The 23,446-nt window shown below is 39.8% G+C and carries 20 protein-coding genes; 14 read left to right on the top strand and 6 right to left on the bottom strand.

Going from position 1 to position 23,446, the window contains the following annotated elements:
• Nucleotides 1-343: 343 nt before the first annotated feature.
• Both HT701_RS07600 and rsmG read right to left on the bottom strand, forming a co-directional pair.
• Nucleotides 344-1,627, bottom strand: a complete 1,284-nt coding sequence (locus HT701_RS07600) for a solute carrier family 23 protein (protein ID WP_014017276.1) — start codon at nt 1,625-1,627, stop codon at nt 344-346.
• Between the two features lie 252 nt (nt 1,628-1,879).
• The gene (gene rsmG / locus HT701_RS07595) at nt 1,880-2,593 is read right to left on the bottom strand and encodes a 16S rRNA (guanine(527)-N(7))-methyltransferase RsmG (RefSeq protein WP_119919906.1); all 714 of its coding nucleotides are present in this window, start codon (nt 2,591-2,593) and stop codon (nt 1,880-1,882) included.
• A 93-nt stretch (nt 2,594-2,686) separates the two neighbouring features.
• Between rsmG and HT701_RS07590 the strand changes: the two genes are divergently transcribed.
• The gene (locus HT701_RS07590) at nt 2,687-3,247 is read left to right on the top strand and encodes a LemA family protein (protein ID WP_000219828.1); all 561 of its coding nucleotides are present in this window, start codon (nt 2,687-2,689) and stop codon (nt 3,245-3,247) included.
• A 1-nt stretch (nt 3,248) separates the two neighbouring features.
• Nucleotides 3,249-4,148, top strand: a complete 900-nt coding sequence (htpX, locus tag HT701_RS07585; RefSeq protein ID WP_023934415.1) for a zinc metalloprotease HtpX — start codon at nt 3,249-3,251, stop codon at nt 4,146-4,148.
• Between the two features lie 147 nt (nt 4,149-4,295).
• Here the strand turns inward: htpX and HT701_RS07580 are convergent, their stop codons facing one another.
• Nucleotides 4,296-5,822 (bottom strand): ATP-binding cassette domain-containing protein, encoded by a 1,527-nt coding sequence (locus HT701_RS07580; RefSeq protein WP_119919907.1) that lies wholly within the window; start codon nt 5,820-5,822, stop codon nt 4,296-4,298.
• A gap of 573 nt (nt 5,823-6,395) precedes the next feature.
• On the opposite strand from HT701_RS07580, the gene HT701_RS07575 reads away from it, so the two are divergent.
• The 6 genes from HT701_RS07575 (at nt 6,396) to carB (ending at nt 13,995) form a co-directional block, all read left to right on the top strand.
• Nucleotides 6,396-6,938 carry a DUF177 domain-containing protein gene (locus HT701_RS07575; RefSeq protein WP_000773208.1) on the top strand — a complete coding sequence of 181 codons (543 nt, stop codon included), beginning with the start codon at nt 6,396-6,398 and terminating at the stop codon, nt 6,936-6,938.
• Nucleotides 6,938-7,567 (top strand): endonuclease III, encoded by a 630-nt coding sequence (gene nth / locus HT701_RS07570; RefSeq protein WP_000244443.1) that lies wholly within the window; start codon nt 6,938-6,940, stop codon nt 7,565-7,567. Before HT701_RS07575 ends, nth begins: the two co-directional genes overlap by 1 nt.
• A gap of 210 nt (nt 7,568-7,777) precedes the next feature.
• Nucleotides 7,778-8,299, top strand: coding sequence for a bifunctional pyr operon transcriptional regulator/uracil phosphoribosyltransferase PyrR (gene pyrR / locus HT701_RS07565; RefSeq protein ID WP_000850023.1), 522 nt, complete (start codon nt 7,778-7,780; stop codon nt 8,297-8,299).
• Nucleotides 8,300-8,317: 18 nt separating this feature from the next.
• The gene (locus tag HT701_RS07560; RefSeq protein ID WP_023936533.1) at nt 8,318-9,241 is read left to right on the top strand and encodes an aspartate carbamoyltransferase catalytic subunit; all 924 of its coding nucleotides are present in this window, start codon (nt 8,318-8,320) and stop codon (nt 9,239-9,241) included.
• Between the two features lie 49 nt (nt 9,242-9,290).
• Nucleotides 9,291-10,370: a carbamoyl phosphate synthase small subunit gene (locus tag HT701_RS07555; RefSeq protein WP_172931384.1), complete on the top strand. Its 1,080-nt coding sequence runs from the start codon at nt 9,291-9,293 to the stop codon at nt 10,368-10,370.
• Nucleotides 10,371-10,818: 448 nt separating this feature from the next.
• Nucleotides 10,819-13,995: a carbamoyl-phosphate synthase large subunit gene (gene carB / locus HT701_RS07550; RefSeq protein WP_119919908.1), complete on the top strand. Its 3,177-nt coding sequence runs from the start codon at nt 10,819-10,821 to the stop codon at nt 13,993-13,995.
• A 271-nt stretch (nt 13,996-14,266) separates the two neighbouring features.
• Here the strand turns inward: carB and HT701_RS07545 are convergent, their stop codons facing one another.
• The 3 genes from HT701_RS07545 to tacF are packed head-to-tail and all read right to left on the bottom strand — an operon-like array spanning nt 14,267 to nt 17,378.
• Entirely contained in the window at nt 14,267-15,076 is an 810-nt protein-coding gene (locus HT701_RS07545) for a phosphorylcholine transferase LicD (protein WP_001199655.1), read from the bottom strand.
• 1 nt (nt 15,077) lies between these two features.
• On the bottom strand, nt 15,078-15,881 hold the full coding sequence (locus HT701_RS07540) for a phosphorylcholine transferase LicD (RefSeq protein ID WP_000811884.1): 804 nt from the start codon (nt 15,879-15,881) through the stop codon (nt 15,078-15,080).
• Nucleotides 15,882-15,890: 9 nt separating this feature from the next.
• Nucleotides 15,891-17,378: a type IV teichoic acid flippase TacF gene (gene tacF, locus HT701_RS07535; RefSeq protein WP_119919909.1), complete on the bottom strand. Its 1,488-nt coding sequence runs from the start codon at nt 17,376-17,378 to the stop codon at nt 15,891-15,893.
• A gap of 335 nt (nt 17,379-17,713) precedes the next feature.
• Between tacF and HT701_RS07530 the strand changes: the two genes are divergently transcribed.
• The 6 genes from HT701_RS07530 (at nt 17,714) to dprA (ending at nt 22,848) form a co-directional block, all read left to right on the top strand.
• Nucleotides 17,714-18,421 (top strand): 2-C-methyl-D-erythritol 4-phosphate cytidylyltransferase, encoded by a 708-nt coding sequence (locus HT701_RS07530; RefSeq protein WP_000638489.1) that lies wholly within the window; start codon nt 17,714-17,716, stop codon nt 18,419-18,421.
• 4 nt (nt 18,422-18,425) lie between these two features.
• Nucleotides 18,426-19,448, top strand: a complete 1,023-nt coding sequence (locus HT701_RS07525; RefSeq protein ID WP_000609870.1) for a ribitol-5-phosphate dehydrogenase — start codon at nt 18,426-18,428, stop codon at nt 19,446-19,448.
• Between the two features lie 16 nt (nt 19,449-19,464).
• A complete protein-coding gene (gene licA, locus HT701_RS07520; RefSeq protein ID WP_119919910.1) occupies nt 19,465-20,334 on the top strand; it encodes a choline kinase LicA in 870 nt (289 codons plus the stop codon).
• Nucleotides 20,324-21,202 carry a DMT family transporter gene (locus HT701_RS07515; protein ID WP_000837608.1) on the top strand — a complete coding sequence of 293 codons (879 nt, stop codon included), beginning with the start codon at nt 20,324-20,326 and terminating at the stop codon, nt 21,200-21,202. Before licA ends, HT701_RS07515 begins: the two co-directional genes overlap by 11 nt.
• Nucleotides 21,203-21,213: 11 nt before the next feature.
• Nucleotides 21,214-21,903 (top strand): sugar phosphate nucleotidyltransferase, encoded by a 690-nt coding sequence (locus HT701_RS07510; RefSeq protein WP_000643965.1) that lies wholly within the window; start codon nt 21,214-21,216, stop codon nt 21,901-21,903.
• A 96-nt stretch (nt 21,904-21,999) separates the two neighbouring features.
• Nucleotides 22,000-22,848: a DNA-processing protein DprA gene (dprA, locus tag HT701_RS07505; RefSeq protein WP_000705307.1), complete on the top strand. Its 849-nt coding sequence runs from the start codon at nt 22,000-22,002 to the stop codon at nt 22,846-22,848.
• The last annotated feature ends 598 nt before the right edge of the window (nt 22,849-23,446 follow it).

The raw sequence follows: 23,446 nt of genomic DNA, 5'->3' as shown, positions 1-23,446 counted from the left end.
TGAAAGCAGATGAGTATTAGATTATGAAGCAGAGCTGGAAGACGCTGAGATTTTAGGAAAGTTTTGGAATAAGGAAGGTTACTATATTATAGTTTATAACAATGCTAAAAAAGCCCCTGAACTGTTCAAGGTAGAGTTCTCTGAGTGGAAGCGTATGCATATAGGGGAGACATATTAGACAGCGTTAGGGGGATACACTTACTTTTAAGTATCAAAAAAATAAGCACTTCCGTAATTGGAAATGCTTGTTTTTTGATATGTTTAGACTCTTATACTCAATGAAAANNACATATATCTACGGCAAGGCGACGTTGACGTAGTTTGAAGAGATTTTCGAAGAGTATTAGTCTTTATTTTCGTATGGCAAGATCAAGTTCAAGATGATTCCTGTCATGGCTGAAAGAGCAGTACCTGAAAGTGTAACTGGACCAAGTTTAAGGACAGCTCCTCCAAGTCCAAGAACCAACATAGCACTTGCGATGATGAGGTTTCGCATTTGAGCGAAATCAACACGTTCTTTAATCAAGACTTTCAAACCATTGCTGGCGATAACCCCATAGAGAAGGATTGACATACCACCAAGTACAGCGTTTGGAATAGTTGAAATCAAGGCAGTGAATTTACCAAGGAAGCTGAGGGCAATCGCGATGAAGGCAGCGTTACGGATAACTGAGACAGAAGCGATACGAGTCATACCGATAACCCCTGTATTTTCTCCGTAAGTTGTATTGGCTGGTCCACCAAGGAAGGCAGAAACAGAAGTTGCGATACCGTCACCAAGAAGAGTACGGTGAAGACCTGGTTCTTTTAAGAATTGACGGCCACAGATTTGACCCAAAACAGTATGATCTCCGATATGTTCAGAAATTGTTACGATAGCGATTGGCAAGATAGCGATGGCTTCTGGACCAAAGTAAAGATTGTATTCTTTAAAGGCACCACCTGTGTTAAATGGCAAGTAGAAACCAGGAATTTCAAACCAGTTAGCTTTAAGAACTGGTGTAAAGTCAACCAAGCCAAGAGTTAGTGCGAAGAGGTAACCACCGATAATGGCAAAGAGAAATGGAATGATTCGTAGGAATCCTTTTCCCTTTGTATTGATAAAGGCAGCAATCAAGAAAGTAACAACTGCTACAAGAGCATTTTTCCAGTTTCCATCAGCTACAAGACCAGCGTTGGTAACAGCTGAACCTGCAAGTCCAAGACCGATAACGATAATCATAGGTCCGATGATGATTGGTGGCAAGAGTCTATCAATCCATTTTGTTCCTACAAATCGGATGCTGGTAGCAACAAGGACATAGACCAAACCAGTCAAGATAACTCCAGTTTGAGCAGCAGATATATCTCCTCCCATTTCCTTCATAGCTAGTGACATAGCTGTGATAAAGGCGAATGAAGAACCTAGATAAACTGGAACTTTAAAACCAGTAGCAATCATGTAGATGAGTGTTCCAACACCTGAAGCAAAAAGGGCAACAGATACAGGCATTCCCAAAATCAAGGGTACCAAGATGGTCGCACCAAACATGGCGAAAACGTGTTGGAAGCTAAGGAGAGTTCCTTTTCCAGTCGAAGGACGTTGGTCAACGTCTAGTAACAAATCAACAGTTGATTCTTGTTTCATATAAACCTCACTTTTGGGCATCAAAAAAGAGCCCATTATTTTACAGCAATAGGCCCTCAGAGTAAGACTTCTCTAAAATCTAGATTTTAGAGAGTTTCAAGTATTTCTGCGTCTTCGTCACCTCACGGGATGACATTAAAAACCTTTGCTTAGGACAGTATAGCAGAAAAAAATGATTTTGTAAATCATTTTTTCCCGAGCCTAAAAATAAGAGAGCGAGGATGACTTTGTAAACATTTTTTACTAAAAAATTTAAAGCGGGCGTTTGTTGGGCATGCCAGCCTTTCTCGGATATTTATTTGGTGTTTCTTTTTTCTTTTCCACCACTGTGATATAACGCGGATTTCCATTTGGTAGGGCGTAGTTGAGATTGTCTTCGACTTTACTGAAGAGGAGGTTGAGGGCATTCTTAGCTTCTAATAACTCCTCAGGAGCATTGCTGGCCTTGAGTGCCAATAGTTTTCCGCCAACTTTAAGGTAAGGAATTGTCAATTCAGATAAGACCTGCATACGGGCAACCGCACGAGCTGTTACAAAATCATATTGAGCACGGAAGTTTTTGTCTTGTGCCAAGTCTTCTGCACGTCCATGGTAGAAATGAACATCGTCCAAATCCAGTTCTTGAGCCAAGAGTTGTAGGAAGTTGATGCGCTTATTGAGTGAATCAATAATGGTCACATCTAACTGAGGATAGAGAATTTTCATTGGTAGACTAGGAAATCCTGCCCCAGCCCCGATATCAAGCAATTTGATATTTTCATTGGGAATCAAACCTTGAAGAATGGGTGCAATCGAATCGTAAAAATGTTTGAGATAAACTTCTTCCTTGTCCGTAATCGCCGTCAAATTAATCTTCTCATTCCACTCGACTAAGAGTTCAAAATAACGTTCAAATTGTTTTTTTTGCTGGTCCGAAAGTGGAAGATTTTGCTCGGCAAGCAAGTTGTAAAATGTTTCTGGTTTCATAGTTATTTCCTTCTTTAGTATCATCTTATTTTACCACAATCATTAAAAATTTGATATACTGGTACTAATCTAAAAGTAGAAAGGACTTATATCATGACTTGGATTATTCTTGGAGTTATCGCTCTTGTTGTTATTTTTGTGATTGTTAGCTATAACGGTTTGGTTAAGAATCGTATGCAAACAAAGGAGGCTTGGAGCCAAATTGATGTTCAGTTGAAACGTCGAAATGACCTCTTGCCAAACTTGATTGAGACTGTAAAAGGTTATGCTAAATATGAAGGTTCTACCCTTGAAAAGGTGGCAGAACTACGTAACCAAGTGGCGGCAGCGACTTCACCAGCAGAAGCTATGAAAGCCAGTGATGCCCTCACTCGTCAGGTTTCAGGTATTTTTGCAGTTGCAGAAAGCTATCCAGATTTGAAAGCTAGTGCTAACTTTGTTAAATTGCAAGAGGAGTTGACAAACACAGAAAATAAAATTTCTTACTCTCGTCAACTCTACAACAGTGTTGTCAGCAACTACAATGTAAAATTAGAGACTTTCCCAAGCAACATTATCGCTGGAATGTTTGGATTTAAAGCAGCAGATTTCCTTCAAACACCAGAAGAGGAAAAGGCAGTTCCTAAGGTTGATTTTAGCGGTTTAGGTGACTAAGATGCTGTTTGATCAAATTGCAAGCAATAAACGAAAAACGTGGATTTTATTGCTGGTATTTTTCCTACTCTTAGCTCTTGTTGGTTATGCGGTTGGTTACCTCTTTATGCGGTCTGGGATTGGTGGTTTGGTTATCGCACTGATTATCGGCTTTATCTATGCCTTGTCCATGATTTTTCAATCAACAGAGATTGTCATGTCCATGAACGGGGCGCGTGAGATTGATGAACAAACGGCACCAGATTTCTACCACGTAGTGGAAGATATGGCTATGGTCGCTCAGATTCCTATGCCCCGTGTTTTCATCATTGATGATCCAGCCTTAAATGCCTTTGCGACAGGTTCTAACCCTCAAAATGCGGCGGTTGCTGCGACTTCAGGTCTACTAGCTATCATGAATCGTGAAGAACTAGAAGCTGTTATGGGACATGAAGTCAGTCATATTCGTAATTATGATATCCGTATTTCGACTATTGCAGTTGCCCTTGCTAGTGCTATCACCATGCTTTCTGGTATGGCAGGTCGTATGATGTGGTGGGGTGGAGCAGGTCGCAGACGAAGTGATGATGACCGAGATGGAAATGGTCTTGAAATCATTATGCTAGTGGTTTCCCTACTAGCTATTGTACTGGCACCTCTCGCTGCAACCTTGGTTCAGCTCGCTATTTCTCGTCAGAGGGAATTTCTGGCAGATGCATCTAGTGTCGAGCTGACTCGCAATCCCCAGGGAATGATTAATGCCCTAGATAAGTTGGACAATAGCAAACCTATGAGTCGCCACGTCGATGATGCTAGCAGTGCACTTTATATCAATGATCCTAAGAAAGGGGGAGGGTTCAAAAAACTCTTTTATACCCACCCACCTATCTCAGAACGGATTGAACGTTTAAAACATATGTAAAATGAAGGCTGGAAAAAGTCTTTAAAATCTGAAAAACGCATAATATCAGGTGTGAAAACTTGATATTATGCGTTTTATTATGGGAAGATTTACTTCTTTTTCTCCTAAAATTGTGTTTTTGCCCCACATATTTGCGATGTTGAAAATTTATAAATCTTGAAAATTAACTACCTCCAAACCGTGTTCTGTTAAGCGATAGATGATTGAACAGATCTCTTTTAAGAAACAACGGTCATGCGAAACAGTGATGAGACCACCAGGATAAGTGGCAAAGAGTTTTCTAATTTCGGGTTGAGAAGTTGGAGAAAAGTTTCGTGTGGGTTCATCTAGCAGGAGAAAGTTTGGTTTGCGCAAGACTAAATCCAAAAGCAGGAGTTTTCCTTGTTGTCCGCCAGATAAGAAGCGAATTTGATGCTGCATTTCTGGATAACTGAAATTGAGACTGGCTAAGTGAGATTGGATTTTTTGTAGTTCCTCTTTTTCCCCAGTTTTACTTAGATAGGCTATTGGTGATAAATCCAATTGCAGTTTTTGCTGGTAATCTTGTGGCATATAACCAAGCGAAATCTCTCTTTTAGCATTAAAAAGTTGCTGTAACTTGGCTAATAGGGTCGATTTTCCAATACCATTTGACCCTATAATACCGATTTTTTCTTGGCCACGGACAGTTAATTGTAGTTCTTGCACCAAAATTCGCTCGCCAATGGATAAATTTTCTTTTTCCAGTTGGATTAAGACTTTAGAAGTAGGTAATGGCTGTATATCTGAGAAGAAAAGTCTGATTTCTTCCTCTTCAAGTGGCTTTTGGGTCATGGCCTGAGCTGCTCTTTCGTAGCGTTTTTCTTGAGAGAGGACAGTTTTCATCTTTTTAGCCAATAGGCGACCGGCAGTACTGTCTTTGGTAGCTCGAAGAGCAGTTTCTACATTTTGTTTAACTCGTTGATGTTTTTCCATGGTTTTATCGTAGGCTCTTTGGTCGTTGGCTGCTTGCTGGGTTTGTCTGGCAAAATTAGCCTTTCTCTGCTCACTATAACTATCATAGTCTAAATGCTCTACTAGTGTTTCTGCTTCTTTACGGTGCTTGACCAGTCGCAAGTGAACAATAGTGTCTGCCGTTTCAGAAAGAAAGTCCTCATCATGGGAAATGAAAATAACGGTTTGCCGAATCTTGCGCATTTGACCTTTTAGCCAATCAACCGTCTCAAGATCCAAGTCATTTGAAGGTTCATCTAAAAATAGAATCTCAAAAGGTTTGGCTAACTCATGGATGAGCTGAATTTTCAAAGCTTCACCCCCTGATAGACTACCAATCTCTTGGTCGCTTGCGAAACGATTGCTATCAAAATGCAATTCCTCAGCTAAACGATAGAGGACACTGTAATCTAAATCAATAGTATCTAAAAAGAAGTAGTCGTGTAGAGTTCTATTTTTCAGGTCCTCAGGAAGTTTTTGAGGAATGTAGGCTATTGATTGATAATCAGATTGAATGTCTCCCCCGATAGTGAAATCAGGCAAAGTTTCCCCCATTAAAATTTTAAGTAAGGTGGATTTGCCATTTCCTTCTTCACCAATAATAGCGACCTTTTCCCTGTCTTGGATGGTCATGCTGAGGTCAGAGACAAGGTCTCGTAAATCTTTGTTTTGTGTGATGGTCAGGTGATTGATTTTTATCATATGATTGCCCTTTCTAGAATGTTGATACTACATAACAAAAAGCTCTACTTTACCTAGTAGAGCCCAAAGTCTATGTCAAAAAAACTCTATTAATACTCTTCGAAAATCTCTTCAAACCACGTCAGCGTCGCCTTACCGTATATATGTGACTGACNNGCTTCCTAGTTTGCTCTTTGATTTTCATTGAGTATAAAATGCCAGAAAAAGAGCATAAAAGAGTACACAAAAAGAGACAAAAACAAGATCTACTAAATAAAGGTTTTTTATTTGATAGGCTTAGTTGTTCATGTCTCCCTTACCTCCGAGTATTGGTATCTTTATACTATACTTTTAAGGAAATTTTGTCAACAGAAAACTGGAAATTCCAAGCTCTAAAATACGAGTGATAAGCATTAGTACCGAGTTCTTTGTCTTCCATAGGGGCATCCTCCTTGCTCTGATGTAGTATAGCACTAAAAAACAAAATATCATAGTGGACATATTAAAAACTTGAATGTTAATTACAAAGTTTGGTGGGTTGATTTGTAGACTTTTCATGGTATAATCAAGAGAGTAAATCTTTATGGAGGAAGTATGAAATTAAATATTCAAGAAATTCGTAAGCAGTCTGAAGGCTTGCATTTTGAACAAACCTTAGATCTAGCCGCAGACCTGCGTGCACGCAATCAAGAAATTTTAGATGTAAAAGATATTCTTGCAGTTGGGAAAGTACAGTACGAAGACCATATGTATTTCTTAGATTATCAACTATCTTATACCATTGTTCTTGCTTCAAGTCGCAGTATGGAGCCAGTTGAGTTAGTTGAATCTTATCCAGTAACGGAAGTTTTCATGGAAGGTGCAACTAACCAACTAGATCAGGAAGTTTTAGACGATGATTTGGTCTTGCCAATCGAAAATGGAGAACTGGACCTTGCTGAGAGCGTGTCAGACAATATCCTATTAAACATTCCTATCAAGGTTTTGACGGCTGAAGAAGAGGCTGGTCAAGGATTTGTTTCAGGAAATGACTGGCAAATCATGACAGAAGAAGAATACCAAGCCCAACAGGCAGTTAAGAAAGAAGAAAACAGTCCTTTTGCTGGCTTACAAGGACTATTTGACGGAGACGAATAATGGTCTTGTCAAAAAAACGCGCACGAAAGGTGCTAGAAGAAATCATTGCTCTGTTTCCAGATGCCAAACCCAGTCTTGATTTTACCAATCATTTTGAACTCTTGGTTGCGGTCATGTTGTCAGCACAGACAACGGATGCAGCGGTAAATAAGGCCACACCAGGTCTCTTTGCTGCCTTTCCAACGCCACAAGCCATGTCTGTTGCGACAGAGAGTGAGATTGCTTCACACATTTCTCGCCTGGGACTGTATCGAAATAAGGCTAAATTCCTTAAAAAATGTGCCCAACAGTTACTAGATGATTTTGATGGTCAAGTCCCTCAGACACGTGAGGAATTAGAGAGTTTGGCAGGTGTTGGTCGCAAGACAGCCAATGTTGTCATGAGTGTGGGCTTTGGGATTCCAGCTTTTGCAGTGGATACTCATGTGGAGCGTATTTGCAAACACCACGATATTGTCAAAAAATCAGCGACACCACTTGAGGTGGAAAAGCGGGTCATGGATATCTTGCCGCCTGAGCAGTGGTTAGCAGCTCATCAGGCCATGATTTATTTTGGAAGAGCCATTTGTCATCCTAAAAATCCAGAGTGTGACCAGTACCCACAGTTATATGACTTTAGCAATTTGTAAGATAGGGTTTCAAAAGTTTTTGCTTGATTTTAGGCTCGCTTTGTGCTATAGTAATTGATAATTAAATATTCCTTTAAACCTGTCCCGTGAGACAGGCAAGGAGCGCGATAAAGTAGAAGGGTGAAGTCTATACTGTGTGCAGTAGGGCTTGCTTGGCTATACATTTCAAGTCTCCTTGTTTAAGGAGACTTTTCTTTTTGGAGGTTTGTCATGAAGACAAAAGAAGTTGTAGACGAATTGACCGTCAAACGAGCGATTACGCGTATTACTTATGAGATTATCGAACGCAACAAAGATTTGAATAAGATCGTCTTGGCTGGTATTAAAACTCGTGGTGTCTTTATCGCCCACCGAATCCAAGAACGTTTGGAACAGCTAGAAAATCTTTCAGTTCCTGTTGTGGAATTGGATACTAAACCTTTCCGTGATGATGTTAAAAGTGGAGAAGATACTTCTTTGGTTTCTGTCGATGTGACAGACCGTGAAGTTATCTTGGTGGATGATGTGCTTTATACAGGTCGTACCATCCGTGCTGCTATTGATAATATTGTAGGTCATGGTCGTCCTGCGCGCGTGAGTCTTGCGGTGCTAGTTGATCGTGGACATAGAGAATTGCCAATCCGTCCAGATTACGTTGGAAAAAATATCCCAACTAGTCGTTCTGAAGAAATCATCGTAGAGATGGCAGAACTTGATGGTCAAGACAGAGTTCTGATTACTGAAGAAGCTTAGAAAGCTAAAGGAGTGGCCATGTCAGAAAATCAACAAGCATTGAACCATGTGGTGTCCATGGAAGACCTCACTGTCGATCAAGTGATGAAATTGATCAAACGAGGGATTGAGTTTAAAAACGGAGCTCAGCTTCCTTATGAAAACCACCCGATTGTTTCCAATCTTTTCTTTGAGGATTCTACACGGACGCATAAGTCCTTTGAAGTGGCAGAGATTAAACTGGGGCTGGAACGACTTGACTTTGATGTGAAGACTAGTTCAGTCAATAAGGGTGAGACACTTTATGATACCATTTTGACTCTGTCTGCTTTAGGAGTGGATGTCTGTGTGATTCGCCACCCTGAGGTTGACTACTACAGAGAGTTAATTGCTAGTCCCACGATTACGACTTCCATCATCAATGGTGGAGATGGTTCGGGACAACATCCTAGCCAGAGCTTGCTTGATTTGATGACTATTTATGAGGAATTTGGCCACTTTGAGGGTCTCAAGGTTGCGATTGCAGGTGACTTGGACCATTCACGCGTTGCCAAATCCAATATGCAGATTTTGAAACGCTTGGGAGCTGAACTTTATTTTGCTGGACCTGAGGAATGGAGAAGTCAAGAGTTTGCAGACTATGGACAGTTTGTAACCATTGATGAAATCATTGATCAGGTGGATGTCATGATGTTTCTCCGTGTGCAACATGAACGCCATGATAGCGGAGCAGTCTTTTCAAAAGAAGACTACCATGCCCAACATGGCTTGACTCAAGAACGTTATGACCGTTTGAAAGAAACAGCAATCCTCATGCACCCAGCTCCAGTCAACCGTGATGTAGAAATCGCAGACCACTTGGTTGAAGCACCAAAATCACGGATTGTCCAACAAATGACCAATGGTGTCTTTGTTCGAATGGCAATCTTAGAATCCGTACTGGCGAGTAGAAACGCCAACTAAAACACAAGACGTTAAAAGACGCCAGTGAGCGTCCACGAGAGGTGAAAATATGACAAAAAGACTTCTAGTATTAGAAGATGGTACAGTTTTTGAAGGCAAGGCCTTCGGAGCAGATATTGATGTAACTGGTGAAATTGTCTTTAATACAGGCATGACCGGCTACCAAGAATCCATTACAGACCAGTCTTATAATGGACAAATCTTGACCTTTACTTATCCTTTGGTGGGAAATTATGGAATTAACCGTGATGATTACGAATCCATTATTCCAACTTGTAAGGGAGTTGTTGTTTTCGAAGAAGCACGTAGAGCTAGTAACTGGCGCAACCAAATGACCTTGGATGAATTTTTGAAAGCCAAGAAAATTTCGGGTATTTCAGGGATTGATACACGTGCTCTTACCAAGATTATCCGTAAGCATGGTACCATGCGTGCAACCTTGACCCATGTTGGGGACAGCATGGATCATGTGACGGACCAGCTCCAAGCGACAGTCTTGCCGACAGACAATATCAAACAGGTTTCTACTAAAACTTCATATCCAGCTCCTGGAGTTGGTTTGAGCGTGGTGCTAGTGGACTTTGGTCTCAAGCACTCAATCCTACGTGAACTTTCTAAGCGAAACTGTAACGTGACGGTTGTTCCTTATTCAACAACGGCGGAAGAAATTCTCCATCTCAATCCTGACGGAGTTATGTTGTCAAACGGTCCAGGTAACCCAGAAGATGTTCCACAAGCACTGGACATGATTCGTGGTGTGCAAGGAAAAATTCCAATCTTTGGTATTTGTATGGGGCATCAACTCTTTGCAATGGCAAACGGGGCTAAGACTTACAAGATGAAATTTGGACACCGTGGATTCAACCATGCGGTACGCGAAATTGCTACAGGACGTGTGGATTTTACAAGTCAAAACCATGGTTATGCAGTTAGCCGTGAGGATTTGCCAGAGCATTTGATTATCACCCATGAAGAAATCAATGACAAGTCAGTTGAAGGTGTGCGTCACAGATACCAACCTGCTTTCTCTGTTCAATACCATCCAGATGCAGCCCCTGGTCCACACGACGCTAGCTACCTATTTGACGAGTTTATCGAGATGATGGAAGCTTTTAAACAATCAAACTAAGAATGAGTAAAAGCTCGTCGGAGAATTTATGTAACTGAACACGGACGGAAAGCTCGGAATTTAGAGAAACCAACTTGGATTGTCAATCCTTCCTTGGTTTCCTAAAATTCAATCGCTTTCTATTCGTCCTTTGTATCTTATTTAATGGCAATCTGAGAGTTGCCGAATAGAAAGGCAGGTCGTTTCTTTTAGTCGCTATCAGGCGAACTAAAAACTCCCTGCACTAGATTTTTTACCGAAAAATATCGTTTCGCTAAAAAATCGTCGGAGAATTTATTTAATGTCGCTCAGTGAGGCGACGAATAGAAAGGAGAAGGGTGGTCCGTATTTGCTGAACTGAATACGGGCTACGGACGGTGCTAAAAAGATAGTTATTCCTAGAACTGACAGTTCTTCGTCATAACTCCTATTTTAGCTTTGTCCGCTTGACGCCCTTAATATCTTATATATGCCTAAACGTACTGATATTCAAAAAATTATGGTGATTGGTTCTGGTCCGATTATTATTGGTCAGGCTGCTGAGTTTGACTACGCTGGGACCCAGGCTTGCTTGTCTTTGAAAGAGGAAGGTTATGAGGTGGTTTTGGTTAATTCAAACCCTGCAACCATCATGACGGACAAGGAGATTGCGGACAAGGTTTATATTGAACCGATTACACTTGAGTTTGTGACACGTATTCTTCGTAAGGAGCGTCCAGATGCCTTGCTACCAACACTCGGTGGTCAAACAGGGCTTAATATGGCCATGGAATTGTCTAAAAATGGTATACTAGATGAGCTTGGTGTTGAACTTCTGGGTACTAAACTATCTGCCATTGATCAAGCGGAGGACCGTGACCTCTTTAAACAATTGATGGAAGAGCTCAACCAACCAATTCCAGAATCTGAAATTGTCAACACAGTAGAAGAAGCAGTTGCCTTTGCTGCAACTATTGGCTACCCAGTCATCGTCCGTCCAGCCTTTACTCTTGGTGGTACTGGTGGTGGTATGTGTGCCAATGAGGGAGAATTACGTGAAATCGCTGAAAATGGTTTGAAATTGTCACCTGTTACCCAATGTTTGATTGAGCGTTCAATTGCTGGTTTCAAGGAAATTGAATACGAAGTCATGCGTGACTCAGCTGACAATGCTTTGGTTGTATGTAACATGGAAAACTTTGACCCAGTCGGGATTCACACAGGAGATTCCATTGTATTTGCCCCTGCCCAAACCATGTCAGATTATGAAAATCAAATGCTTCGTGACGCAAGCTTGAGCATCATTCGTGCCCTTAAGATTGAAGGGGGATGTAACGTTCAGTTGGCCCTTGATCCCCACAGCTTCAAGTACTATGTCATCGAAGTAAACCCTCGTGTATCGCGTTCGTCAGCCCTTGCTTCTAAGGCGACAGGTTACCCAATTGCCAAATTGGCTGCTAAGATTGCCGTCGGTTTGACCTTGGATGAGGTTATTAACCCAGTCACAGGTTCAACCTATGCCATGTTTGAACCAGCCCTTGACTATGTGGTGGCTAAGATTCCACGTTTCCCATTTGACAAGTTTGAAAAGGGTGAGCGCCGTCTTGGGACACAGATGAAGGCCACTGGAGAAGTCATGGCTATCGGTCGAAACATCGAAGAATCTCTCCTTAAGGCCTGTCGCTCCCTTGAAATTGGGGTGCACCACAATGAAATGCCTGAACTTGCAGCAGTTTCTGATGATTCCTTGATTGAAAAAGTAGTCAAAGCACAAGATGACCGCCTCTTCTACGTATCAGAAGCCATTCGCCGTGGCTACACACCAGAAGAAATTGCTGAATTGACTAAGATTGATATATTCTATCTTGATAAACTCTTGCATATCTTTGAAATTGAGCAAGAATTGGGTGCCCAGCCACAAGATCTAGATGTTTTGAAAACTGCCAAACTCAATGGTTTCTCAGACCGTAAGATTGCTGAACTATGGGAAACGACTGCAGACCAAGTTCGTCAGCTTCGTTTGGAAAACAAGATTGTCCCAGTCTACAAGATGGTAGATACTTGTGCGGCAGAATTTGACTCTGAAACACCATACTTCTATTCAACCTATGGTTGGGAAAACGAGTCTATCAAGTCTGATAAAGAATCTGTACTTGTCCTAGGTTCAGGTCCAATCCGTATTGGTCAAGGGGTCGAGTTTGACTATGCAACGGTTCACTCAGTTAAGGCTATCCAGGCGGCTGGCTATGAAGCCATCATCATGAACTCAAACCCAGAGACCGTTTCTACAGACTTCTCTGTATCAGATAAGCTTTACTTTGAGCCATTGACATTCGAAGATGTTATGAATGTCATTGACTTGGAGCAACCAAAAGGGGTTATCGTTCAGTTTGGTGGTCAAACAGCCATCAAACTTGCGGAGCCATTGGCAAAAGCAGGTGTGACCATCCTTGGTACACAGGTTGCTGACCTAGACCGTGCCGAAGACCGTGACCTCTTCGAGCAAGCTCTCAAAGATTTGGATATTCCACAGCCACCAGGACAAACGGCTACCAATGAAGAAGAAGCAGTTCTTGCAGCTCGCAAGATTGGTTTCCCAGTCCTCGTTCGCCCATCTTATGTACTTGGTGGACGTGCCATGGAAATCGTTGAAAACGAAGAAGACCTTCGTTCTTACATGCGAACTGCTGTTAAGGCTAGTCCAGACCACCCAGTTCTTGTCGATTCTTACATTGTTGGTCAGGAGTGCGAAGTTGATGCCATCTCAGACGGGGAAAATGTTCTCATCCCTGGTATCATGGAGCATATCGAACGTGCCGGTGTCCACTCAGGTGACTCAATGGCCGTTTACCCACCACAAACCTTGTCGCAAAAGGTTCAGGAAACCATTGCAGACTACACAAAACGTCTAGCAATCGGTCTTAACTGCCTTGGAATGATGAACATCCAGTTTGTTATCAAGGATGAAGAAGTCTACGTTATTGAGGTCAATCCACGTGCCAGCCGTACGGTTCCATTCCTTTCTAAGGTAACCAATATTCCTATGGCTCAGGTGGCGACTAAGCTCATTCTTGGGCAAAGTTTATCAGAACTTGGCTACCAAGATGGACTTTACCCTGAAAGCACCCGCGTTCATATCAAGGCACCTGTCTTCTCCTTTACCAAACTAGCTAAGGTAGACAGCTTGCTCGGTCCTGAGATGAAATCAACAGGTGAAGTTATGGGTTCTGATACGACTTTGGAAAAAGCTCTCTATAAAGCTTTTGAAGCTTCTTACCTCCACTTGCCAACCTTTGGTAATGTTGTCTTTACCATTGCTGATGATGCAAAAGAAGAAGCCTTGGACTTGGCTCGTCGTTTCCAAAATATTGGCTATGGAATCCTCGCGACAGAAGGGACAGCAGCCTTCTTTGCCAGTCATGGATTACATGCTCAGCCTGTTGGAAAGATAGGTGATGAAGATAAGGATATCCCAAGCTTTGTTCGCAAGGGAAGAATCCAAGCTATCATTAATACAGTTGGAACAAAACGAACTGCTGACGAAGATGGTGAGCAAATCCGTCGTTCAGCTATTGAACACGGGGTACCCCTATTCACAGCCTTAGATACAGCTAACGCCATGCTTAAGGTACTTGAAAGTCGTAGCTTTGTTACAGAAGCGATTTAAATAGAAAAATAAGATATAGCAGACTGAATTTAGAACAGTACACAGGAATACTAAAATATTTCTAGAAATTAATTTGAATTTTCTAATTGATTTGTTCGTATCTTATTTCAATCTACTATAGAAAAAAGTCTTTAAAATTATAAAACGCATAATATCAGGTGTTGAAAACCTTGATATTATGCGTTTTATTGTAGGAATATTTACTTCATTTTCTACTAAAATTATGTTTTTGAATAACCTCTATCTTAGTAGTTTGTATGGTCGCCCTCAATCAGTTTTTACGATAAGCTTTAATGCTATGACTATACCATTCTTGCATTTCTTTTGATGGTGGTGTCATATAATCCCCATACATCTGGGTTAAAAATTGGTCATATTTTTTTGGCACAGGCAACATACGACCTTCAAACTCAGTCAAAATCAGTTCTTTAAAGGTATCAACTGGGAAGATTTCTTTCATCCCTTCCTTACCGATCCCAATTCCTCCTTCATATTGAGGAGAGTTGGTTGTAGCATTTTTGACTAGCTGATCAATTTTCTTGTAAAAGTAACGGGGATTGACCACTCGGAGGGCATACCAGCTACATAATCTAAGAAAATCTTTTAATTTGCTATCACCGTGAACTGCTCGTGATTTTTTGATATAAGCTAGTTGACGAAGAGCCACATACTTATAGCTCTTGTCGACAATGCTCAAGTCTGTAAATCGATCAATTGGGAAGACATCGATGAAAAGGCTGGTATCATGACGCTTGTACTTAACATGGTCTTCTATAACAGTAGAAGTGTCCAAAATCGATGCGAAATTATGGAAGTACCAAGAAGATGTATCGTAGGAAAGAACCTTGTAGCGAGGGTGATTTTCTTCTTCAATAATCTTCAGTAAACGCTCATAATCCTCACGATAAAGGGAAATATCAATATCATCATCCCAAGGAATCATACCTTTGTGGCGGATGGCTCCAAGCATGGTTCCATAACTGAGAAAATAAGGAATATCATGTTTCTTACAAGTCTCATCAATATAGTCTAGCAGAGCTAGTTGAATTTCTTTAATTTCTTTTTTTTCTAAATATTGCATCCTAATCCTCCAATTTATAAGCGTGAAATTCATGACTGTAGAAGCGTTTTTCTGCTGGTGGTAGGGTCATATAATCTCCATAAAATTGTGTCAAAATAGTATCAAATTTTTCAGGTGCTGGAAGGCTTAAATTTTCAAAGGGTAAATCAATTATTTTATCGAAGGTACCACTTGGGAAGACTTCCTTTTCCTTAAATTTAGAAGGGATAAAAGCCATATACTGACCATTTTCACGACTATATTTTTGAATTTCTTTCTCGATTTTATGTGCGAAATAACGAGGAGAAACCGGTCGAAGGAGCAACCAAAAGGCTGTTCGTATCCAATCTTTTAAAAGGCTATCCTTATAGACAATATTTTTATGTTTACTGAAAGACAGCAGTTTGAAGCTTTCCAGTTTATAACAAGTATCAATGACCTTAGGATCATCAAAGCGATCTATAGGGAAAATATCGATAAAGATACCAGACTCATAGGTTTTTGTATTTCGAGTATCAATAATTTTAGTCGTACTGTCGGTTATCTTTATAAAGTTGTTAAAGTAGTTCTTATCAGTTTCTAAGGAAAGGAGCTTATACTTGCTTTTTTCCTTTTGAAAAATGTTAATAAATCGTTGGTAGTCTTCTCTAGGCATGGACAGATCAATATCGTCGTCCCAAGGAATAAAGCCTTGATGTCGAACCGCCCCAATCAGAGTACCGTAGTTAATAATATAGTTGATATTGTGCTTTTTACAGAGAGTATCAATATAATCTAAAATTTCTAATTCAATTTGTTTGGCATCTTCAATGGTTAGTTGTTTCATTTTAAACTCCTATGATCTTTTGAATTTATTTTTTAAGGCTAGGACATGGTTTAAAAATTCATAGAAAATGCTATCTTTTGTGAAGACAAGTAGACCAATATAAGAGATGGCTGATAGCAAGACAATCAAACCAGTATTAATCAAAAATGGCAAATTAATGACCATATCCACAGGATACAAGAAATTAATCAGGAAATAAATTCCTACAAAGGAAAGTGAAAAGAGCGAGTATCGAACAGTATAGCTAAAGATATGTCCCAAGTGAATAAGTTGTTTTCTATGGATGAAAATGATATAGAAAACAAGTAGAGAGGCCTCTGATAGCATAGTTGTCAGTAAGTAGTATTCAGGAGCCACGATATGGTTGAAAAAGAGGAGACTATTTAAGCCCAAATTGAGTAGCCCAGCAAAGACTGTATAGACTGTGATACGTTTTTCATAGCCATTGGTAAAGAGAATTTGGGAACCAAGAATGGTATCTAAGGCCAGGATAATCGTACGAAAAGCGAAGAGAGAGGTCAAGATGCCACCTCCGATATATTTTTCACTACCGTAAAGTAGGATGGCATTTGGTCCTAAAACCATGAGTCCAAAGCTCAGTGGAATGATAAAGAAGTTAAAGATTCGACTACCTCTATTAACCAGAGAAACATAGGCTTCCTTATCGCCTTTTCCTAGATAGTAACTAAGACGAGGCACACTCACTCCGATAGCTCCTGTTACAACACCAGCAATAACGGTCACAATTCGTTGAGCTATGGTGTAGTAACTAACGTTGACATCAATCCCTGTTTTAACGAGGAAGAGACGATCCAAAAAAGTGAAGAGCATATTGGCATTAGCAAAGACCAACATGGCTGTCAGAGGGAGAAAGAGCGGTTTAAAATCACTGATGTGAATTTTAACAAGCTTAATGTCTCTTTTAATCCAAAAATAACTAATCAGATAGTTAATCAGTGTCGATAAACTCATCACAAGTGTATAGACAACAATATCGTGTTCATTTTTGACAAATAAGAAAATAGAGACCAGCATCAGGATACGGATGAAGGCAGTTTTGTAAAAGAGAAAACTGTAATTTTCCAGAGCTTCATTGACCCATTCGATTGAAAAAATCTGGGCAATGAGTTGAATCCCCATAACAAGGTAGACCTTTTTGACGATTGGATTATCAGTAAAGAAGAGAGGATAGGCTAGGATATAGACAGCAGTGGTCAAAATCGTACAAGCGATGCACAAATAAAAAAGACTAGAAAAGGTTCTGTTAAGATCTTTTTTGTTATCCTTGACATTACTGATAGCCCTTAAACCGTAGTTATAGACACCATAAGTTGCAAAGGGCAAGAAAAATGACAAAATAGTGTCGACTGAGTTGAAGTAACCATAGTCAGTTCGGTCCAAGACACGCGCGACATAGGTTCCAGTTAGGATGGGAAAAATAATATTCAAGACACGAATTCCCATGTAAGATAGAGCATTTAATTTTATACTTTTCATTCAATTTACCTCGTTTTTCATTATATCATAAAGTTAGCTAATAAGAAATGAAGGGCAGTAAGTCAAGTAATCACTTTGAAGTTTCAAATCTTAAGTTTTAAGTTTTCTTTAAGGAAAGTATATTATTCTGAAGGACTCTAAAATTTCGCAGCCATTTATTAGTAATTGCTACAGAATTCCTAGTCATTACTAGAAATGGACTAGTTTCTTTGAATAATAGAACTGCATAATTCTCCTATTCTAGAAGGGGAGGACCAGTATTTCTTTCATGATAGGACTAGATTGTGGTATAATAGAGAGAATAAGTTTTTTTAGTAAGACAAAGGAGAAAATAGATGATTTATGCAGGAATTCTTGCTGGTGGAACTGGCACACGCATGGGGATCAGTAACTTGCCAAAACAATTTTTAGAGCTAGGTGATCGACCTATTTTGATTCATACAATTGAAAAATTTGTCTTGGAACCAAGTATTGAAAAAATTGTGGTTGGGGTTCATGGAGACTGGGTTTCTCATGCAGAGGATCTTGTAGATAAATATCTACCTCTTCATAAGGATCGTATCATCATTACAAAAGGTGGTGCTGACCGTAATACGAGTATTGAGAAAATCATTGAAGCCATTGATGCTTATCGTCCGCTTACTCCAGAGGATATCGTTGTTACCCACGATTCTGTTCGTCCATTTATTACACTTCGCATGATTCAGGACAATATCCAACTTGCCCAAAATCATGACGCAGTGGACACAGTGGTAGAAGCGGTTGATACTATCGTTGAAAGTACTAATGGTCAATTTATTACAGATATTCCAAATCGTGCTCACCTTTATCAAGGACAAACACCTCAAACATTCCGTTGCAAGGACTTCATGGACCTTTACGGTTCTCTATCTGCCGAAGAGAAAGAAATTTTAACAGATGCATGTAAAATCTTTGTGATCAAAGGAAAAGATGTAGCCTTGGCCAAGGGTGAGTATTCAAATCTGAAGATTACAACCGTGACAGATTTGAAGATTGCAAAAAGTATGATTGAGAAAGACTAGTGATATGATTAATCAAATTTATCAACTAACTAAGCCTAAGTTTATCAATGTCAAATATCAGGAAGAGGCTATTGACCAAGAGAATCATATCCTCATCCGCCCTAACTATATGGCTGTCTGTCATGCGGATCAGCGTTACTACCAGGGAAAACGTGACCCCAAGATTTTGAATAAAAAGCTTCCAATGGCAATGATTCACGAGTCATGTGGAACCATCATTTCTGACCCGACGGGAACCTATGAGGTTGGGCAAAAAGTTGTCATGATTCCCAATCAGCCTTCTATGCAGAGCGATGAAGAATTCTATGAGAACTACATGACAGGGACCCATTTCTTGTCTAGTGGTTTTGATGGCTTTATGAGAGAGTTTGTTTCTCTCCCTAAAGATCGTGTGGTGGCTTATGATGCTATCGAAGATACGGTTGCAGCCATTACAGAGTTTGTCAGTGTTGGCATGCATGCCATGAATCGTCTATTGACCCTTGCTCATAGCAAGCGGGACCGAATCGCCGTTATCGGAGATGGAAGTTTAGCATTTGTGGTTGCCAATATTATCAACTATACTTTGCCAGAAGCAGAGATTGTGGTTATTGGTCGTCATTGGGAAAAGTTGGAACTTTTCTCTTTTGCCAAAGAATGCTATATTACGGATAATATTCCTGAAGATTTGGCCTTTGACCATGCTTTTGAGTGTTGTGGTGGTAATGGTACTGGACCGGCTATAAATGACCTGATTCGCTACATTCGTCCTCAAGGAACGATTCTCATGATGGGAGTTAGCGAATATAAAGTCAATCTCAATACTCGCGATGCCTTAGAAAAGGGCTTGCTCTTGGTTGGGTCCTCTCGTTCTGGTCGCATCGATTTTGAAAATGCAATCCAAATGATGGAAGTTAAGAAATTTGCCAATCGTCTTAAAAATATCCTTTATCTAGAAGAACCTGTAAGAGAAATTAAAGATATTCACCGTGTCTTTGCGACCGACTTAAACACAGCCTTTAAAACCGTGTTTAAGTGGGAAGTATAAGTGCTGGAGGTTAATTGTGGAGAAAATCATTAAAGAGAAAATTTCTTCCCTACTTAGTCAAGAAGAGGAAGTCCTCAGTGTTGAACAACTGGGGGGAATGACCAATCAAAACTATTTGGTCAAAACAACAAATAAGCAATACATTGTTAAATTCTTTGGTAAAGGGACAGAAAAGCTTATCAATCGACAAGATGAAAAGTACAATCTTGAACTACTAAAGGATTTAGACTTAGATGTAAAAAATTATCTTCTTGATATTGAAGCTGGTATCAAAGTAAATGAGTATATCGAATCTGCGATTACACTTGATTCAAGGTCAATCAAGACCAAATTTGATAAAATTGCTCCAATATTACAAACCATTCATGCTTCTGGTAAGGAATTAAGAGGAGAATTTGCTCCTTTTGAGGAAATCAAAAAATACGAATCCTTGATTGAAGAGAAAATCCCTTATGCCAACTATGAAGCTGTTCGAGAAGAAGTCTTTTCTTTAGAGAAAAGACTGGCTGACTTAGGTGTTGACAGAAAATCTTGTCATATCGATTTGGTGCCTGAAAACTTTATCGAATCACCACAAGGACGACTTTATCTGATTGACTGGGAATATTCATCAATGAATGATCCAATGTGGGATCTGGCTGCCCTCTTTTTAGAGTCTGAATTCACTACCCAGGAGGAAGAAGCCTTCTTGTCTCACTATGAGAGTGACCAAACACCGGTTTCTCGTGAAAAGATTGCCATTTATAAAATTTTACAAGACACTATTTGGAGTCTATGGACTGTCTATAAGGAAGAGCAAGGTGCAGATTTTGGTGACTATGGTGTGAATCGTTATCAAAGAGCTGTTAAAGGTTTGACTTCTTATGGAGGTTCAGATGAAAAGTAAAAACGGAGTTCCTTTTGGTCTACTCTCAGGTATTTTCTGGGGTTTAGGTCTAACAATTAGTGCTTACATCTTTTCGATTTTTACAGATTTGTCGCCCTTTGTGGTGGCCGCTGCTCACGATTTCTTGAGTATCTTTATCTTACTAGCTTTTCTCTTGGTAAAAGAAGGAAAAGTTCGCCTCTCAATTTTCTTAAATATTCGCAATGTGAGTGTCATCATCGGAGCCTTGCTAGCAGGCCCTATCGGTATGCAGGCCAATCTTTATGCGGTTAAGTATATCGGAAGTTCCTTAGCTTCATCTGTGTCGGCTATTTACCCTGCGATTTCAGTTTTATTGGCTTTCTTCTTTTTGAAGCACAAGATTTCAAAAAATACTGTATTTGGGATTGTCTTGATTATTGGAGGGATAATTGCTCAGACCTATAAGGTTGAACAGGTTAATTCCTTCTACATTGGTATTCTCTGTGCTTTAGTTTGTGCTATTGCATGGGGGAGTGAGAGTGTCCTTAGCTCCTTTGCCATGGAAAGTGAATTGAGTGAAATTGAGGCCCTCTTAATCCGTCAAGTAACTTCATTCTTGTCCTATCTTGTGATTGTGCTCTTCTCTCATCAGTCATTTGCAGAAGTGGCCAATGGACAATTACTAGGTCTCATGATTGTCTTTGCAGCCTTTGATATGATTTCCTACTTGGCTTATTATATCGCTATCAATCGCTTGCAACCAGCCAAGGCTACAGGCTTGAATGTGAGCTATGTAGTTTGGACGGTCTTGTTTGCAGTTGTTTTTTTGGGTGCACCGCTAGATATGCTGACCATTATGACGTCACTTGTCGTTATTGCTGGAGTTTATATTATTATTAAAGAATAAAGGAGATTCGTGTGAAAGCCATCATCTTAGCAGCGGGATTGGGAACTCGCTTGCGTCCTATGACTGAAAATACCCCTAAAGCCTTGGTTCAGGTTAATCAAAAACCCTTGATTGAATACCAAATTGAGTTTCTCAAAGAAAAAGGAATCAATGACATCATCATCATTGTCGGTTATCTTAAAGAACAATTCGATTACTTGAAAGAGAAATACGGTGTTCGTCTCGTTTTCAATGATAAATACGCTGACTACAATAACTTTTACTCTCTCTATCTTGTAAAAGAAGAATTGGCCAACAGCTATGTTATTGATGCCGATAACTATCTCTTTAAAAATATGTTCCGCAATGATTTGACTCGTTCGACTTATTTTAGTGTTTATCGTGAAGATTGTACCAACGAATGGTTCTTGGTCTATGGAGATGACTACAAGGTTCAAGACATTATTGTTGATAGCAAGGCAGGTCGCATCCTTAGTGGTGTATCCTTCTGGGATGCTCCAACTGCAGAAAAGATTGTCAGCTTTATCGATAAGGCTTATGCAAGTGGCGAATTTGTTGATCTCTACTGGGACAATATGGTTAAGGATAATATCAAAGAGCTAGATGTCTATGTCGAAGAATTAGAAGGCAATAGTATCTATGAAATCGATAGTGTCCAAGACTACCATAAATTAGAAGAAATTCTTAAAAACGAAAATTAAAGATTCCAACATCTGACAAAATAGTCGGATGTTTTTTTGATTTTTTACGAACTTTTACGAATAGATAGATGAGTAGAAAAAGAAATGGAGTTATTTATGAAAATCACAAACTATGAAATCTATAAGTTAAAAAAATCAGGTTTGACCAATCAACAGATTTTGAAAGTGCTAGAATACGGTGAAAATGTTGATCAGGAGCTTTTGTTGGGTGATATTGCAGATATATCAGGTTGCCGTAATCCAGCCGTTTTTATGGAACGTTATTTTCAGATAGACGATGCGCATTTGTCGAAAGAGTTTCAAAAATTTCCATCTTTCTCTATTTTAGATGACTGTTATCCTTGGGATTTGAGTGAAATATATGATGCGCCTGTACTTTTATTTTACAAGGGAAATCTTGACCTCCTGAAATTCCCGAAGGTAGCGGTCGTGGGCAGTCGTGCTTGTAGCAAACAGGGAGCTAAGTCAGTTGAAAAAGTCATTCAAGGCTTGGAAAATGAACTGGTTATCGTCAGTGGATTAGCCAAGGGCATTGACACAGCAGCTCATATGGCAGCTCTTCAAAATGGCGGAAAAACCATTGCAGTGATTGGAACAGGACTGGATGTGTTTTATCCTAAAGCCAATAAACGTTTGCAAGACTACATCGGCAATGATCATCTGGTTCTCAGTGAATATGGACCTGGCGAACAACCTCTGAAATTTCATTTTCCTGCCCGTAATCGCATCATTGCTGGACTTTGCCGTGGCGTGATTGTAGCAGAGGCTAAGATGCGCTCGGGGAGTCTCATTACCTGTGAGCGAGCAATGGAAGAAGGACGCGATGTCTTTGCTATTCCTGGTAGCATTTTAGATGGGCTATCAGATGGTTGCCATCATTTGATTCAAGAAGGGGCAAAATTGGTCACCAGTGGGCGAGATGTGCTTGCGGAATTTGAATTTTAAACATTATATAAGCTAGAATACTGAGAAAAATCAATTTTTAATAGAAAATGAAGTAAATATCCCCACAATAAATGCATAGTATCAGTTTTTTCAGCACTTGATATTATGCGTTTTTTCTAAGTGAATAAGTAGAGTGGAGGACTTTTCCCAGAGGAAGGAAAGCAATTTAGTGTAATTGAGAAAGGAGAGTTGCTTGTGACTAATCTTGGTCAGCTTATTATCAGGGAGCTGTATCGTCTCAAGTATTGCCAGTAAGGAAAAATAAATTCTTCAAAAGTAGAGATTACAAGGCTTGTTTAAGAAAGAATTCAAAGACCTTGACAGATAAAAATAAAATGGTTATTATAAAAAATGGTCTGAAATTGATGATGACACTCTTCGAAAATCTTTTTACGTCATCAGCTTTGTCTTGCTGTGTTTTGAGCAAGCTACGGTGAGCTTCCGAGTTTGATTTTCATTTACTAGAAATGAAACTGATGAGAGACATCAGTAGACATTTGCGTCAGGATATGATGGAAAATGATAAAAAGACCTCATGAGATTGGCATATCAGACTACTAAAGTATTGAGTTTGTTAGGATTTTATACTCAATGAAAA

This window comes from Streptococcus sp. 10824 (assembly GCF_013276595.1).
Classification (GTDB): domain Bacteria; phylum Bacillota; class Bacilli; order Lactobacillales; family Streptococcaceae; genus Streptococcus; species Streptococcus pseudopneumoniae.
Note: the sequence above shows the minus strand (reverse complement) of the source record. Positions and strands in the feature narration are given on the sequence as shown.

Excerpts from the sequence above, each read along its gene's own strand:
- HT701_RS07600 (WP_014017276.1), bottom strand. The coding sequence starts at position 1,627 with ATGAAACAAGAATCAACTGTTGATTTGTTACTAGACGTTGACCAACGT.
- rsmG (WP_119919906.1), bottom strand. The coding sequence starts at position 2,593 with ATGAAACCAGAAACATTTTACAACTTGCTTGCCGAGCAAAATCTTCCA.
- HT701_RS07590 (WP_000219828.1), top strand. The coding sequence starts at position 2,687 with ATGACTTGGATTATTCTTGGAGTTATCGCTCTTGTTGTTATTTTTGTG.
- htpX (WP_023934415.1), top strand. The coding sequence starts at position 3,249 with ATGCTGTTTGATCAAATTGCAAGCAATAAACGAAAAACGTGGATTTTA.
- HT701_RS07580 (WP_119919907.1), bottom strand. The coding sequence starts at position 5,822 with ATGATAAAAATCAATCACCTGACCATCACACAAAACAAAGATTTACGA.
- HT701_RS07575 (WP_000773208.1), top strand. The coding sequence starts at position 6,396 with ATGAAATTAAATATTCAAGAAATTCGTAAGCAGTCTGAAGGCTTGCAT.
- nth (WP_000244443.1), top strand. The coding sequence starts at position 6,938 with ATGGTCTTGTCAAAAAAACGCGCACGAAAGGTGCTAGAAGAAATCATT.
- pyrR (WP_000850023.1), top strand. The coding sequence starts at position 7,778 with ATGAAGACAAAAGAAGTTGTAGACGAATTGACCGTCAAACGAGCGATT.
- HT701_RS07560 (WP_023936533.1), top strand. The coding sequence starts at position 8,318 with ATGTCAGAAAATCAACAAGCATTGAACCATGTGGTGTCCATGGAAGAC.
- HT701_RS07555 (WP_172931384.1), top strand. The coding sequence starts at position 9,291 with ATGACAAAAAGACTTCTAGTATTAGAAGATGGTACAGTTTTTGAAGGC.
- carB (WP_119919908.1), top strand. The coding sequence starts at position 10,819 with ATGCCTAAACGTACTGATATTCAAAAAATTATGGTGATTGGTTCTGGT.
- HT701_RS07545 (WP_001199655.1), bottom strand. The coding sequence starts at position 15,076 with ATGCAATATTTAGAAAAAAAAGAAATTAAAGAAATTCAACTAGCTCTG.
- HT701_RS07540 (WP_000811884.1), bottom strand. The coding sequence starts at position 15,881 with ATGAAACAACTAACCATTGAAGATGCCAAACAAATTGAATTAGAAATT.
- tacF (WP_119919909.1), bottom strand. The coding sequence starts at position 17,378 with ATGAAAAGTATAAAATTAAATGCTCTATCTTACATGGGAATTCGTGTC.
- HT701_RS07530 (WP_000638489.1), top strand. The coding sequence starts at position 17,714 with ATGATTTATGCAGGAATTCTTGCTGGTGGAACTGGCACACGCATGGGG.
- HT701_RS07525 (WP_000609870.1), top strand. The coding sequence starts at position 18,426 with ATGATTAATCAAATTTATCAACTAACTAAGCCTAAGTTTATCAATGTC.
- HT701_RS07515 (WP_000837608.1), top strand. The coding sequence starts at position 20,324 with ATGAAAAGTAAAAACGGAGTTCCTTTTGGTCTACTCTCAGGTATTTTC.
- dprA (WP_000705307.1), top strand. The coding sequence starts at position 22,000 with ATGAAAATCACAAACTATGAAATCTATAAGTTAAAAAAATCAGGTTTG.